Source organism: Coriobacteriaceae bacterium (assembly GCA_025992855.1).
In the GTDB taxonomy this organism is placed as follows: domain Bacteria; phylum Actinomycetota; class Coriobacteriia; order Coriobacteriales; family Coriobacteriaceae; genus Collinsella.
Map to the genome: position 1 here is coordinate 600,367 of DAJPGB010000001.1, position 14,894 is coordinate 615,260.

The 14,894-nt window shown below is 59.9% G+C and carries 10 protein-coding genes, 1 tRNA gene and 1 pseudogene; 8 read left to right on the plus strand and 4 right to left on the minus strand.

The window, feature by feature from the left end:
- Positions 1 to 277: 277 nt before the first annotated feature.
- Positions 278 to 1,630 carry an ATP-binding protein gene (locus OIL88_02480; protein HJI71242.1) on the plus strand — a complete coding sequence of 451 codons (1,353 nt, stop codon included), beginning with the start codon at positions 278 to 280 and terminating at the stop codon, positions 1,628 to 1,630.
- A gap of 73 nt (positions 1,631 to 1,703) precedes the next feature.
- Here OIL88_02480 and OIL88_02485 read toward each other — a convergent pair whose 3' ends face one another.
- The 3 genes and pseudogenes from OIL88_02485 to OIL88_02495 form a co-directional block, all read right to left on the minus strand.
- Positions 1,704 to 3,200, minus strand: a complete 1,497-nt coding sequence (locus OIL88_02485; GenBank protein ID HJI71243.1) for a hypothetical protein — start codon at positions 3,198 to 3,200, stop codon at positions 1,704 to 1,706.
- A gap of 241 nt (positions 3,201 to 3,441) precedes the next feature.
- Positions 3,442 to 4,449 (minus strand): annotated as a pseudogene (locus OIL88_02490) (DUF5692 family protein).
- Between the two features lie 63 nt (positions 4,450 to 4,512).
- Positions 4,513 to 5,175: a TetR/AcrR family transcriptional regulator gene (locus OIL88_02495; protein HJI71244.1), complete on the minus strand. Its 663-nt coding sequence runs from the start codon at positions 5,173 to 5,175 to the stop codon at positions 4,513 to 4,515.
- 189 nt (positions 5,176 to 5,364) lie between these two features.
- On the opposite strand from OIL88_02495, the gene OIL88_02500 reads away from it, so the two are divergent.
- From OIL88_02500 to OIL88_02530, 7 genes are all read left to right on the plus strand, one after another.
- Positions 5,365 to 8,142 carry an FAD-dependent oxidoreductase gene (locus OIL88_02500; protein ID HJI71245.1) on the plus strand — a complete coding sequence of 926 codons (2,778 nt, stop codon included), beginning with the start codon at positions 5,365 to 5,367 and terminating at the stop codon, positions 8,140 to 8,142.
- A gap of 197 nt (positions 8,143 to 8,339) precedes the next feature.
- Positions 8,340 to 8,768, plus strand: coding sequence for a hydrogenase maturation nickel metallochaperone HypA (locus OIL88_02505; protein ID HJI71246.1), 429 nt, complete (start codon positions 8,340 to 8,342; stop codon positions 8,766 to 8,768).
- A 337-nt stretch (positions 8,769 to 9,105) separates the two neighbouring features.
- Positions 9,106 to 10,095, plus strand: coding sequence for a PTS sugar transporter subunit IIB (locus tag OIL88_02510; GenBank protein ID HJI71247.1), 990 nt, complete (start codon positions 9,106 to 9,108; stop codon positions 10,093 to 10,095).
- Positions 10,096 to 10,113: 18 nt separating this feature from the next.
- The gene (locus OIL88_02515; protein HJI71248.1) at positions 10,114 to 10,932 is read left to right on the plus strand and encodes a PTS mannose/fructose/sorbose transporter subunit IIC; all 819 of its coding nucleotides are present in this window, start codon (positions 10,114 to 10,116) and stop codon (positions 10,930 to 10,932) included.
- Positions 10,933 to 10,948: 16 nt separating this feature from the next.
- The gene (locus tag OIL88_02520; GenBank protein ID HJI71249.1) at positions 10,949 to 11,869 is read left to right on the plus strand and encodes a PTS system mannose/fructose/sorbose family transporter subunit IID; all 921 of its coding nucleotides are present in this window, start codon (positions 10,949 to 10,951) and stop codon (positions 11,867 to 11,869) included.
- Positions 11,870 to 11,989: 120 nt separating this feature from the next.
- Positions 11,990 to 12,388 (plus strand): DUF956 family protein, encoded by a 399-nt coding sequence (locus OIL88_02525; protein HJI71250.1) that lies wholly within the window; start codon positions 11,990 to 11,992, stop codon positions 12,386 to 12,388.
- A gap of 135 nt (positions 12,389 to 12,523) precedes the next feature.
- Positions 12,524 to 12,599, plus strand: a tRNA-Arg gene (locus OIL88_02530).
- A gap of 299 nt (positions 12,600 to 12,898) precedes the next feature.
- Here OIL88_02530 and pknB read toward each other — a convergent pair.
- Positions 12,899 to 14,860, minus strand: coding sequence for a Stk1 family PASTA domain-containing Ser/Thr kinase (gene pknB / locus OIL88_02535; GenBank protein ID HJI71251.1), 1,962 nt, complete (start codon positions 14,858 to 14,860; stop codon positions 12,899 to 12,901).
- Positions 14,861 to 14,894: the final 34 nt, after the last annotated feature.

A 14,894-nucleotide genomic window follows, 5' to 3' on the forward strand; every position in this document is an offset into this window, starting at 1 on the left:
TTGACCAGCAAAAACAATCCCTATTTCACCGCAACTGCATTAGGGATTTTTCTGCAGGGGGAGGGTAGTCAAAAAGCCCCGTCCCAAATTGACTGTCAAATTGGCTGCTCGGGGAGTCGCATTCGAGCTCGGTTGTCCTCTTAGCCACTCGATATCCTTCGGAGCAATAATAGTGAAAAACTTGCTTAAGTGTTAATCAAGCTACACGCAATCTTGCTCTCTAATTAATCAAGAATCAGTATAATTTTGATTAGCTAGAGAGCAAGATTGGAGAATCATGGCATTCAACGACTTGATCGCCCAGAAAATAAAGGACTTTGAACAGCAGGGGGTTCCGCAGGTCTTTGAGCGAGACCTTGATCTGGGAAACCCACAGGAGCCAAAGCGCGACAACATCGTAAATGTGGTTGTGGGGGCCCGCCGTTGTGGAAAGACGTATCGCCTGTATCAGGAGATGCAGCGGCTTCAGGGCCGGGGCGTCGAGCTTGACCGGATGCTTTACTTTAATTTTGAGGACGAGCGCTTGCGCCCGTATGAGCCATCGCTGCTGGCGGACGTGCTTGACACGTTCTATGCGCTGCATCCTGCTGCTCGAACCGAGGGCGCTTACATTTTCTTTGACGAGATCCAGGAAATTCCCGAATGGGGTGCGTTTCTGCGACGTGTAGTCGATACGGAGAAAGCGACCGTCTACGTGACGGGATCTTCTTCTAAGATGCTGTCCTCAGAACTTAAGAGCGAGTTTAGGGGTCGTTCTCTTATACGAGAGCTTTTTCCGTTGAGTTTTTCGGAATACGTCCGATATAAGACGGGGAGCGTTTTCGAGCCAGATGCGACCTTTTCCCCAAGCGATGCAGCGCTGCTTCGACATCATCTGATCGGATATCTTGAACGAGGGGGATTCATCGCGACACTTGAGCAGACGCCCGCAGACGCGATTCAGCTGCTACAGGAATATGCTTCGCGAACGGTCGCCATGGACGTCGTTGAACGTTACGACGTCAAGAACCCTCGCCTGGCATCTCTGTTCCTGACGCGGTGTATGGCATCTTCGGGACGAGAGCTGTCGGTGAACAAAGTGTACAACGAGTTCAAGAGCAGGCAGATACCCGTCAGTCGTAATTCGCTCAGCGACTTACTTGAGTATTATGAGGATGCCTACCTGCTGTTCTCCGTGCCGGAGTTCACGCGTTCACTGGCAAATAACATGCGGTCTGCGTCTAAGGTCTACGCTGTCGATCCTGCGATGTTTGGAGCATTCTCTCCCGCATCGGCATTGGACCAGGGCCAGAGGCTCGAGACCGCAGTGTTCAACGCGCTAAGAAGAAGGACTCCCGCGGTGAGGGTCGGATCGGTCTGCCGCTTGCTGATCAAAGAGAAGAGCAAAAACCATGAGGTGGACTTTGTGGCTGGGGACGCACTTCTCATGCGGGCTTATAGCCTGATTCAGGTGAGTGTGGATATGGCAAGTGAGAAAACGCGCGAGCGCGAAATTGCCGCGCTTGATGCCTCGATGGCCCAGTTCGATCTTGGCGAGTCGGCAATCGTTACCATGGATGAGCAGGCCGATATTCCATGCAAGCACGGTGTGGTACACGTTGTTCCCGCATGGAAGTGGCTCCTTGCCTAACCATCTACGGATCTGTGGGGCCAGGACCTCCTGGCCCCTTCATCACGGTTGGGGAGCACCATGATGCGCCCGGCTAGTCCTGGGCCTTGATGCTTGGCATCAGAATCTGGGCGAGGTAGTCGGTCTCGAGTTTGGTCGCGGCGTCGGCTTTGCCGTCTTTGCCGACCAGTACGTTCTTGATCTGGCTATAGGTGTAGCGGTTGCCGGTCGTAAGCTCGACAAGCTCAATGGCCGTGTCCATGGGGTAGGTTGACACGGGGTTCTGCGTGCGTCCGTTGATGGTCTGGGGCACCACGTACGGATAGACAGGACCGCTAGCATAGACGGTGTAACCGTTGCCTAGATTGGCCGCACCCAAAACCGTATCGCCTTCATCGGGCGTAAAGCTCTCGCCCTCGCGCACCGCGACGATCGTCACAATCGGCGTATCGCTGTCGCCGGCAAGATAGATGCATAGCGTGCTGCCATTTTGCCAAGTCTCGACCTTGCCGTACCACTCGACGGGGATATCGAGCTGGTAGAGGTCGGTTGCCTTGTGACGGGCGTCGGCATCATGGGCCGCCTGTGCCTTTTGCGCGCTCACGGCATTGACGGCGGCGTCGCGCCGCGCGGTTGCCGCCTGCTGGAGCACCTTGGCGGTGGCGGCGGAGCTCGCGCCGCCTTCCTCGGCATACTTGGCGGCGGCATCGATTTGGTCGTCAGTCACCGTGTCGGCCGAAGGCACCTTAAGCTTAAAGGTGGTCTGGGCACTCAAATCCTGCCCATCGCTCTTAATGGTGACCTGCGCCTTGGTGGTCGGCACGGTATAGACGGTGCCGTCGGACGCGATGGGGGAGGCGGCAATGGAGAGCGTGTAGTCACCGGGTAGCAGTTTGATGCCACGGCCGTGCTCGTCAACATAGAGTGTTTCGCTCACGGAAGAACCGTCGGAATCCTGCCCGCTCACCTGCACGGGAATCTTGGAGCCGGCGGAACACTCGAGCCCCGCGGCGTGTACGCCAATCTGCACCGACATCATCGTGTGGGCATTGGCGGCGGTGATGGCAGCCTGCTCTTGCCGGTATCCGTTCCAGGCTGCGTAGCCTGCGCCGCCGGCGACGAGCGCGACGGCCACAACGCCGGCAACCATCAGGTTGCGGCGCTTGGGCGACATCTTGCGATGACGAACCTCGGCTTCGCGTGCCGAAGGAACGGACGGTAGGGGAATATCGCCCATGGCGATGGTCTCGTCCACGGCAGGCGCGGAGCCCAGGCCGGGAAGCTCGCGGGTCAGCGAATCCTCGGCCGGTAAGCTGTCGAGCAGGACGGTTTCCTCGCCTGTGTCGGATTCGGGCTGGTTGCCGGCCTCGCTTTCGGTGTCTTCGTGATCTGCCTCATCCTCGGCAGGCTCAACGTCGTCTGCATCCTGATCATCGGATTGCGCCTCGGTTTCCGGCTCATCCTGCACATCAACACCCGAATCGTCAAACGCAATCTCATCGAGTGAAATCCGGTCTAAGCTCTCCAAGGCCTCAGCGCAAGCTTCTGCATCTTGGGCCGCATCCTCTTGGCCCATCGTCTCATCTTTCATATATCCCCCAAGCTCAATATCGGGACAACAATGTACCCAAAAACAGAGTCATATAGAGCTGTCAGGCAATCGGAAATCTGATTTTATCTGTGCGAGAGGTTTTGAATATGTGCGTGGATGCGCGCAACAACAAAAAGCCCCCGGAAAGCGGACAAATCGCTTTCCGGGGGCATGCAATACGTTGCATTGCGCGGAGTCGGCCAGGCGGCTTCACATTCAAGCGATGTTTGCGTCGGGCGCGTTACTCGGCGTGCGCGTAATCAACCTTGGCGCGGCGGGCGGTAGCCTTCTCCCAATCGCTGGTGCCCTCAAAGACATCCTGCTTGTAGGGGTTGCGGCCGAGCTTCTTGGCGCGGTAGGCGATGTAGATGATCGCGGCGACGTTGGCGATCAGCGCAGCGACCGAGACCGCGGTGGCGGCGCCGGGGTCGAGCGTGGAGTGGGTCACAAAGATGGACTCCTCCTGGAAGAACGGGAACACTTGGGCAAACATGCATCAAATGGCCAGCGTAAAGGCGCGGTTCTGGATCCAGCCGCCCTTGTTCCAGATAAAGGCGGCGACGGTGGGCGCCAGCAGCAGCGCAAAGCCGCAGAACCAGGAGTGGGTGGGCAGGCAGTTGTAGGTGTAGCAGAAGTTCCAGATATCGTAGGCGATGATGTAGACCCAGGTCATGTCGGGCCACAGCATGTCGGTCTTGTCCTCGGAGGCGTAGACGCTCCACCAACCGGTCATGCAGAAGATGTTGATGATACCGGCGATGCCGTTGAACACGTTGTTCCAGCCGGCCAGCTGCGTGGCACCCTCGGAGGTGACCCAGGTGGACTCGCCCAGGACAAAGAAGTGATAGGCGCTCTCGAAGTCGGACACGACGGCGATCATGATGTTGATGGCGACGATCACAAACGGCCACGCGCGGAACCAATGCGCCTTGCCGATCTTGCCCCACTGGTACTTAATGGCAATGAAGCCCCAGCAACCGGCCAGCGCCGCGTATACCTTGGCGTAGTGGAACCAGCTGTTCTGGTACACATGGGTGGGGTTGGTGAGCGCCCACTCGGCACCCTGTGAGACGCCGATGGCGATGGCGACGCAGTAGATGGTCATGGCCAGCGGAGCCACGCCAAAGATGATTGCCGCGCCGAGCTTGGTGCGGCGGCCGACCTCGTTGAGCACGATCAGGCCGATAAAGACCATGGCCCAGCCGACCCAGTGGATAAGGGTATTGCTACCCCAAACATCGAACAGCATGCTGCTCTCCTTTCACAAGCCCGCGGCCCCTCTTCCGATCGCGGGCAGTTTGGCCAAATGTCGTCAGTTCTGGGGCTTGCGCTCCGGATACTTGGCGGTATAGCCCTCGATGTGGAGTGTCGAGGCGATGATTTCCTTGACCGTCTCGTCGGGCACATCGGGATGCGTGCGGATATACATCAAAAGACCCATGATGAGGGTGTAGAACGTCTCGTAGACATGGTCGATGCGCAGCTCGTGATGGGCGACAAAATCAACCACGGTGGTGTCGCAGATGTACTGAGCCACGCGCTGAACCACGTTGTGCAGAAAGCCGCCGTAGAGTGCGCCGCTGTTGGAGGTCAGAGTGTGCGGCAGTTCATGGCCGCTGGCGACCAGCCGCTTAAAGAGCGGGGCGACGGTGTCGAGCGCGCCCTCGATATCGCCGACGGTGCGGCCGGCGTTCCACTGCTCGAGTTCGGAGATAAAGCCGTCGATCGCCTCGTCCATAACAGCGGTGACGGCGGCGTCCATATCGGCAAAGTAGTGGTAGAACAGCGAGCGCGTGCAGCCGGCTCGTTTGGTCACGGCCGATACCGATAGGTGGGACACGCCCAACTCGGAGCTTACGGTGCGCACGGCATCGAGGATCTCGCGACGGCGTTCGTCGCCCGTCAGGCGCTTTGCCGCGCTATCGGATGCAGGGACGGCATCGACCACAGAGGTATCTGCTGCGTTGTTGCCCATGTTTTGCCGCCTTTCATCCTCTTTTGCCTGACCGTTCGCCTATCAGTCTTGAATATTGTTGACGGTTCGTCAATACTATTTTTGACACAATGTCAACAATGGTGGGTGAACGGCATGGGGGCATGCCCGGCCTGCAAAAAAAGAGGGGCGCTGCGGCCTTGTCGTGCTGCGGCAAGAGAAGGGACAACCATGATTCTCAACGGACCGGGAATTAGCTACACCGAGCCCGATATCGGTTCGGAGTTCGTGCCGCCGCTGCCGGAGCATCCGCGCGAGGCAATCGTCAAGCTGTGCGAGCACTGCACCAACCGTCTGCTGCATCGCGACGAGCTGCTGGGCTACGAGTACTGGTCGTTTGCCGAGGCCGCAACCGACGAGCAGGCCGAAGTGCTCTGCAAGATGAAGATGCGCCGTCCCTATACGCTGCCCGAGATGGTCAAGCTCACCGGCATGCCCGAGGCCGATATCGAGAAGATGCTCGACGACATGAGCTACACGGGTCTGCTCGAGTACAACTGGGAAAACCCCGAGCGCGCCAAGCAGTGGGTGCTGCCCATGCTGGTGCCGGGTTCTGCCGAGTTCCTCAACATGCGCGTGGGCCAGCTCGAGGAGCATCCGGTCTACGCCAAGTTTTTTGAACAGGCGTCCAAGGGACCGCTGTCCAAGGCCACGCCTATGGTGCCGCCCGGAGGCGCCGGTATCGGCATGCACGTCATTCCGGTCGAGAAGGCCATTGACGCCGCGAGCACCTCGGTGCCTATTGAGCATATCGAGCATTGGCTCGACAAATACGAGGGTAAGTATGCCGCCAGCACCTGCAGCTGCCGCGCGAGCCGTCGCGTGATGGGCGAGGGCTGCGCCGACGACCCGGCCGATTGGTGCATCGCCGTAGGCGATATGGCCGACTACGTGGTCGAGACCGATCGTGGCCACTATGTGACGCGCGAGGAAGTCTACGACATTCTGCGCCAGGCCGAGGACAACGGCTTTGTGCACCAGATCACCAACATCGACGGCGAGAACAAGATCTTCGCTATCTGCAACTGCAACGTCAACGTGTGTTATGCCCTGCGCACCTCGCAGCTGTTCAACACGCCCAACCTGTCGCGCTCGGCCTATGTCGCCAAGGTCGAGAAGGACAAGTGCGTGGCCTGCGGTCGCTGCGTAGAGGTGTGCCCGGCCGGCGCCGCCAAGCTGGGCCAGAAGCTCTGCAGCAAAAAGGCCGGCGGACAGGTGCCCGAGTATCCGCGCCAGGAACTGCCCGACGCCACCAAGTGGGACCACACCAAGTGGTCGCCCAACTACCGCAACGACAACTGCATCGAGACGCATGAGTCCGGCACCGCCCCCTGCAAGACGGCCTGCCCTGCACACGTCGCCGTTCAGGGTTATTTGAAGCTCGCGGCCCAGGGGCGCTATGACGAGGCCCTTGCGCTCATCAAGCGCGAGAACCCGCTGCCCGCTATCTGCGGCCGCGTGTGCAACCGCCGCTGCGAGGACGCCTGCACTCGCGGTCGCGTGGACGCCGCCGTGGCTATCGACGAGGTCAAGAAGTTTATCGCCCAGCGCGATCTTGATGCCGCGACCCGCTATGTCCCGCCCGTGGTGACGCCGACGCGCGCTGGCGGCTTCGATCAGAAGATCGCCATCATCGGTGCCGGTCCGGCCGGCCTGTCCTGCGCTTTCTACCTGGCCGAGAAGGGCTACAAGCCTGTCGTGTTCGAGAAGAACGAGCGCCCGGGCGGTATGCTCACCTACGGTATTCCCAGCTTTAAGCTGCAGAAGGATGTTATCGAGGCCGAGGTCGAGATCATTCGCCTGATGGGTGCCGAGTTCCGCCATGGCGTGGAGGTCGGCCGCGATGTGACGCTCGACGAGCTGCGCGAGCAGGGCTTTAAGGCCTTCTACGTGGCTATTGGCTGCCAGGGCGGCCGCCTCGCCGGTATTCCGGGCGAGGATGCCGAGGACGTGACTGTGGCCGTCGACTTTTTGCGCGAGGTCAACAGCGGCAAGATCGACGCGCTGCCTGGCCGCACCATCGTGGTGGGCGGCGGCAACGTGGCCATCGACGTGGCCCGCAACGCCTGCCGTCTGGGATCGGCGCACGTTGAGATGTTCTGCTTGGAGAGCGAGGCTCAGATGCCCGCCAGCGAGGAGGAGCGTCGCGAGGCCATTGAGGACGGCGCGCACATCAGCTGCGGCTGGGGCCCCAAGGAGGTCCATCTGGACGATGCCGGCCGTGTATGCGGCATTACCTTCAAGCGCTGCACGCGTGTCTTTGACGACGAGGGCCGTTTTGCGCCCGAGTACGACGAGAACGACCTGCGTCGCGTGGACGCCGATCGCGTGGTCATGTCCATCGGTCAGTCCATCGTGTGGGGCGACCTGTTGGCCGGCTCCAAGGTCGAGCTCGGCCGTGGCCAGGGCGCCCTTGCCGATCCCCAGACCTATCAGACCGCCGAACCCGACATCTTTGTGGGCGGTGACGTCTACACCGGCCCCAGCTTTGCCATCGATGCCATCGCCGCCGGTCACGAGGCCGCGGTATCCATACATCGCTTTGTGCAGCCGGGCTCTACGCTCACCATCGGCCGCAACCAGCGCCGCTACACCGCGCTCGACCGCGACGATGTCGTGATCGAGAGCTACGACAACGCGAGCCGCGAGGTTGCCCATGTGGACCGCGAGCGCGAGAAAGCCGCGCCGTTTAGCGAGTACGTCGAGACCTTTACCGAAGAGCAGGTGCGCGCCGAGACCGCCCGTTGCCTGGGCTGCGGTGCCTCGATCGTCGACCCCAACAAGTGCATCGGCTGCGGCCTGTGCACCACCAAGTGCGCGTTCGACGCCATCCATCTGGATCGCGACCGCCCCGAGTGCTCAACGATGGTCAAATACGAGCAAAAGCTCCCAAGCCTCGGCAAGTACGCGCTCAAGCGCGCAATCAAGATTAAATTCGGTCGCAAGTAATGAGGTTCCGCCGTTCTAACGAACGGCGGCACTGCCGACGCTGCGCGGCGCCCAAGCACCCCATCTTGCCCCTCAACTTCGGCGCCGCGGGCAAAAGCCCAGCGGACGCCTTGTTTCGGGGCAACCTGGGGCACCTGGATCGCCGCTCGCTGACGTTTGGCTGACATCGCATCAACCGTTGTTGAAAGGTTTCTACCTTGCATGAATTGGGAATCGTTTACCACATCATTCGCGATGTCGAGAATGTGGCGCGCGCTCATGGCGTGCGTCGCGTTTCGAGCGTGACGTTGCTACTGGGCGAGGTCTCGGGCGTCGTTCCCGACTTGCTGCTCGACGCTTGGCGCTGGGCAGCAGATAAAAAGCCTATCACCGAGGGCGCGGAGCTTATCGTGGAGCCCGTCGAGGCCGTGACACATTGCGAGGCGTGCGGCTGCGACTACGCGACGGTCGAGCACGGCAAGACCTGTCCCCAGTGCGGTAGCGGCGAGACCTATTTGCTGCAGGGTCAAGAGGTAATGATCAAACAGATCGAGACCCCCGACGAGGACCCGGCAGACGCTGCTCCTGACGGCCTCTCCGACGCCCCCGATGCCGTCGACGCCGCCAACCCTCTCCATATCGCCTAACATCCAATGACTACATGGGCTAGAGTTCTAAACATATTTGCTTCGGTTAGTCAAGTCATGTCTGTTTAAACAAAATGGCGGCACGCAAACGCATTGGGATCCACCTAAAAGAGGTCTTAACGAACAGTGCACCTTTATATGTCTTTGAAAGCAATCAGCAAATCACGTTTTAGCAGGCAATAAGCTGTAAACCGGCAACGTAATCAATTTGTAACAAACTTAGACGTTTAAACAAATAATCCAACCTTTTGCGAATTTAGCTATAATTCCACAATCCAAACAGGTATACTTCCTTCATGTCATGTAGGAATTACGTAGACAAAAAGGAGGTTATGTGATGGTAAGTATTGTTCTTGCTAGCCACGGGGACTTGGCAGCTGGAATCAAGCAGACGGGCTCGATGGTCTTTGGCGATCAGCCGTCTGTAGCCGTGGTCTCGCTCGAGCCGAGCATGGGCCCCGACGACTTCCGTGCCAAGGTCGAGGAAGCAATCGCTTCCTTCGAGGACCAGGAGCAGGTGCTCTTCCTCGTTGATCTGTGGGGCGGCACGCCGTTCAACCAGATCAGCGGGCTCATCGAGGGCCACGATTCCTGGGCTATCGTCACCGGTGTCAACCTGCCTATGCTCATCGAGGCATATTCGCAGCGCTTTGACGCAAAGAACACTGCACATGCGATCGCAAAACATCTCGTGACTGAGGCTAAGGCTGGCGTACGCGTCAAGCCCGAGTCTCTGGAGCCCGAGGAGAAGAAGCCGGCTGCGGCCGCCGCTGCTCCTGCAGGCGCCATCCCTCCGGGAACGGTCATCGGCGACGGGCACATCAAGATTGCCCACGTCCGTATCGACACCCGTCTGCTTCATGGTCAGGTGGCCACCACGTGGACCAAGCAGATCAACCCCAACCGCATCATCGTGGTTTCCGACGGCGTTGCTCACGACGAGCTCCGCAAGACCATGATCGAGCAGGCGGCCCCTCCGGGAGTCCATGCCAACGTCGTGCCCATCAAGAAGATGGCCGAGGTCGTCAAGGACACGCGCTTTGGTGACACCAAGGCCATGCTGCTCTTTGAGAACCCGCAGGATCTGCTCAAGGCCATCGAGGCCGGCGTCGACATCAAGGAAGTCAACATCGGCTCCATGGCTCACTCCAAGGGCAAGGTCGTCGTCACCAACGCCGTCGCTATGGGCGATGATGACGTCAAGACTCTCGAGGCCCTCAAGGCCAAGGGCGTCAAGTTCGAGGTCCGCAAGGTTCCTTCGGATTCCTCCGAGGATCTCGACGCCATGTTGAAGAAAGCTAAGGCCGAACTGGCCGCTCAAGCATAGTAAAGGAGGGTCCGATACATGTCTGCAATCACTATTCTGCTTGTTGCGATTGTCGCGTTGCTTGCCGGTATGGAAGGCATTCTGGATGAGTTCCAGTTCCATCAGCCGCTCGTGGCATGCACGCTTATCGGTCTCGTAACCGGTCACCTTCAGGAGGGCATCCTCCTGGGCGGTTCGCTCCAGATGATGGCCCTTGGCTGGGCTAACGTTGGCGCCGCTGTCGCGCCTGACGCCGCTCTGGCCTCGGTCGCTTCTTCGATCATCATGGTGCTCGCCCTCAACGGTGGCGCCACCGATTCGGCAAAGGCCGTTACCGCCGCCATCGCCGTCGCCGTCCCGCTGTCGGTCGCTGGTCTGTTCCTGACCATGATCTGCCGTACCCTGGCTACCGCTATCGCTCACGCCATGGACGGTTGCGCCGAGAAGGGCGACTTCTCCGGCATCGAGCGCTGGCAGTACGCTGCTATCCTCATGCAGGGCCTTCGTATCGCCATCCCGGCAGTACTTCTGTGCATCATCCCGGCCGAGGCTGTTACCAACGCGCTTAACGCTATGCCCGACTGGCTGTCCGGCGGTATGGCTGTCGGCGGCGGCATGGTCGCTTCCGTCGGTTACGCCATGGTCATCAACATGATGGCCACCAAGGAGACCTGGCCGTTCTTCATCCTCGGCTTTGTCCTTGCTGCCATCCCTCAGCTCACGCTGATCGCCCTTGGCCTCATCGGCATCTCCCTTGCCCTCATCTACCTTGGCCTTAAGGATCTGGCCAAGCAGGGTGGCGGCATGGGCGGCGGCTCCGGTGACCCGCTCGGCGACATTCTGAACGATTACGAGTAGGAGGGGAGTGATACATATGGCAGAGAACAAGATTCAGCTCACCAAGGCTGACCGCAAGAAGGTTTGCTTCCGTCATCAGTTCCTTCAGGGCTCGTGGAACTACGAGCGTATGCAGAACGGCGGCTGGTGCTTCGCAATGATCCCTGCGATCAAGAAGCTCTACACCAGCAAGGATGACCAGATTGCCGCTCTTAAGCGCCACCTGGAGTTCTATAACACCCACCCTTATGTTTCCGCCCCCGTCATTGGCGTTACCCTCGCTCTCGAGGAGGAGCGCGCCAACGGTGCTCCGATTGACGACGTCGCCATTCAGGGCGTCAAGGTCGGTATGATGGGCCCGCTCGCCGGCGTCGGCGACCCCGCCTTCTGGTTCACCCTTCGCCCGATTCTGGGCGCTCTGGGCGCTTCCCTGGCCCTGTCCGGCAGCATCGCCGGTCCGCTGCTGTTCTTCTTCGCGTGGAACATCATCCGTTACGCCTTCCTGTGGTACACGCAGGAGTTTGGCTACAAGGTCGGCTCCTCCATCGCCAAGGACCTCTCCGGCGGTCTGATGGGCAAGGTCACCGAGGGTGCTTCCATCCTGGGTATGTTCATCATCGGCGCCCTGGTCGAGCGCTGGGTGTCCATCTCCTTCACCCCGGTCGTCTCCAAGGTCACGCAGTCTGCTGGCGCCTTTATCGACTGGGCTAACCTGCCCTCCGGTTCTGAGGGTGTCAAGGAAGCACTGACGATGTATAACTCCATCGGTGCTAACGCCCTTGATCAGGTGAAGGTCACCACGCTTCAGGCCAACCTCGATCAGCTCATCCCCGGCCTTGCCGCCGTGTGCCTGACCCTGCTGGTCTGCAAGCTCCTCAAGAAGAAGGTCAGCCCGATCGTCATCATCCTGGCTCTCTTCGCCATCGGCATCATCGGTCGCGTCTGCGGCTTCATGTAAGCACGTTTCGGCTTAAGACCGAGAATTGCTAGGCAAGGGCTTTTGAGCCATTGAAACGGACCGCACCCGGTGGGTACACTGGATGCGGTCCGATTGTTTTATTTGGAGGGCGAGGCGCGCATGGCGCAATCTCAGAACAGCACGGTCGATCTGGCAACGCCGGCAACCTGCCTGATGGGGCTTACCAGTCACGGTAATGTAATGGTGGGCAATAAGGCGTTTGAGTACTATAACGAGCGCAATCCCGAGGATTATATTCAAATCCCGTGGGATGAGGTCGACTATATTGCCGCTGAGGTTTTGCGCGGCACCAAGAAGATTACGCGTTTTGCTATCTTCACCAAGGACAATGGTCACTTTACGTTTTCGACGCGCGACGACAAAGAGACGCTTCGTGCGGTCCGCAAGTACGTTGACGAGGATAAGCTCGTGCGTTCGCCTGACTTTATCGATGTGACGGCCAAGGGCGCCAAGAGCATCCCCTCCGTCATCAAAAACCTTTTCCACAAAGGCAACTAGCTCCTCATAAGTTGCGGTGAAATAGTTCCTAAATACGGCTTTAGATGCTTCAGACAGGAACTATTCCACCGCAACTTCGAAGTCTAGTCATGCGACGTATTGCGATGCAGTAAATCTGCTACACTAGTACAACATGCCTCCGTAGCTCAGGGGATAGAGCACCGCTCTCCTAAAGCGGGTGTCGACGGTTCGAATCCGCCCGGGGGCACCAGAAGATTATGACGGCGTCGCGAGAGCGGCGCCGTTTCTGGTTTGTGGGAGCTGCCGGCGGATTCGAACCGTCGACACCCGCGTCACTCATTTCCCCGCGGGGGAGTTTTCGAATCCGCCCGGGGGCACCAGAGGAATATCGAGCCCGGTACCGTTACGGTGCCGGGCTCTTTTGGTTTAAGGCATGCCGTAGTATTCGCTGCTTCAGATAAAGAAAGCGCCCGCTTGCTGGGGGAGCAAGCGGGCGCCTGTGAGCGAATATGTTTGCGGCGAAAGCCGCGATGAGCGGTGGGGTGGCGACTAGTTGGTCGTACCGGAATCGTCGCCCGTGCTCGTGCCCGAGCCCGAGCCCGAACCAGAAAGTGCGACCGTCAGCGTGATCGTGCTGTCGGTGGACTGCTTGCCGGTGGGGGAGACGCCCGTAACGGTGGCATCCTCGTTACCGCTCACGGGATTGCCGTTCTGGTCGCAGAAGCCGATGTTATAGAAACCGGCGTTGTTGAGTGCGGTGACGGCGGCGGAAATGCTCTTACCGTACAGGTTGCCCGGGACGGCGGCCTTGCCGGACTTCTTGGCAATGACGACGGTAATCGTGGCGCCGGGCTTCTGCTTGCCGCTGGGGTTCCAGCTGATCACGGTGCCCTCGGTAACCGAGTCGTTCTCCTGGTAGCTAACGTCGACGCCAAAGCCTGCCATATCGAGGGCGTTGCGCGCCTGGGCCTCGGTCATGTCGGTCAGATCGGGGACGGACGTGGTATCCGGGCCGCCCGAGACCTTGTACGAGATGGTCGTGCCCTTCGCGACTTCCTTACCGGCTTCGGTGCCCTGCTCAAAGACCTGGCCCTCATCGGCCTCGTTGGCCTCCTCGGAGGCGTTGCCCTTCAGGCCAACGCTTGCCAGCGCGGCTTCTGCCTGGTCCTTGGTCAGGCCGAGAAGCTGGGGAACCTCAACCTTCTCGGAGGGCTTGGGGCCCTTGGAGATTACCAGGTTCACCTTGGTGCCCTTGGCCTTCTTGGTGTTGCCGTTGGGGGTCTGCTCGGCGACCTTGCCCTCATCGACATCGTCGTTGTAGCTCTGGTCGACGGTGCCAACCTCGAGGCCGGCCTCCTTGATCAGCTCCACGGCAGTCTGCTGGTCCTTGCCCAGTACGTCGGGCACCGTGACCTGCTCGCCGCCAAAGAGTCCCGTGGCAAAGGCCACCACGATGCCGATGACGGCAACGGCGGCAACCACGGCGGCGATGATCTTGTTCTTGTTGGACTTGGGCTTCTCGACCTCATAGGAACCCGTGGAGCCCGAAACGGCGCTACGGGCGTTGTTCTGGCCGCTCACGCCCGAGACGGGGCGAACCATGGCGCGCGTCTGGTCGGAAAGCTCGCGGGTCTTGGTGGCGCCCAGCTCACCGGGGGCGCCGATGACGCGTGTGGGCTCGGAGATGTTGACGGCGCGTCCGGACAGATAGCTGTTGAGCACCTGACGCAGCTCGTCGGCGGTCTGGAAGCGATTCGCCGGGTCCTTTTCCATGCACTTGAGGATGATGCGCTCAAGATCGGCGTCGACGCCGGAGTTAATCTGGCTCGGCGGGATGGGCAGCTCGTTGACCTGCTTGAGTGCGACCGAGATGGCGTCGTCGCCGTCAAAGGGCACGCGGCCGGTGGCGCACTCGTACATCACGACGCCCAGCGAGTAGATATCCGAGGTGGGGCCGAGGTCCTGACCACGGGTCTGCTCGGGGCTGACGTAGTGGGCGGTTCCCAGCACGTTGTTGTCTTGCGTGAGGTGGCTGTTCTTGGCGCGCGCGATGCCAAAGTCCATCACCTTGATGTTGCCGTCGGGCAGCACCATGATGTTCTGCGGCTTAATGTCGCGGTGGATGATCTCATGCTTGTGAGCGACCGAAAGCGCGGAGCTGATCTGCGAGCCGATCTGGGCGACTTTCTTGGGGTCGAGGGCGCCGTGGCTCTTGATGCCGCTCTTAAGGTCGGTACCGCGCAGGTACTCCATGACGATGTAATAGGTGTCGCCGTCCTTGCCCCAATCGTAGACGCCCACGATATAGGGGGAGGAGAGACCGGCTGCTGCCTGGGCCTCCTGCTTAAAGCGTGCGGCGAAGGTTGCGTCGCCAGCATACTGCGGCAGCATGATCTTGACGGCTACCGTGCGGTCGAGGACCTGGTCCTGCGCACGGAAGACGGTCGCCATGCCGCCTGTCCCCACCTTATCCTTGAGGAGGTATCTTCCCCCGAGGACCCTCTGTTCCATTCCTGCTCCTAACATAACTATTCGCTCAACGATG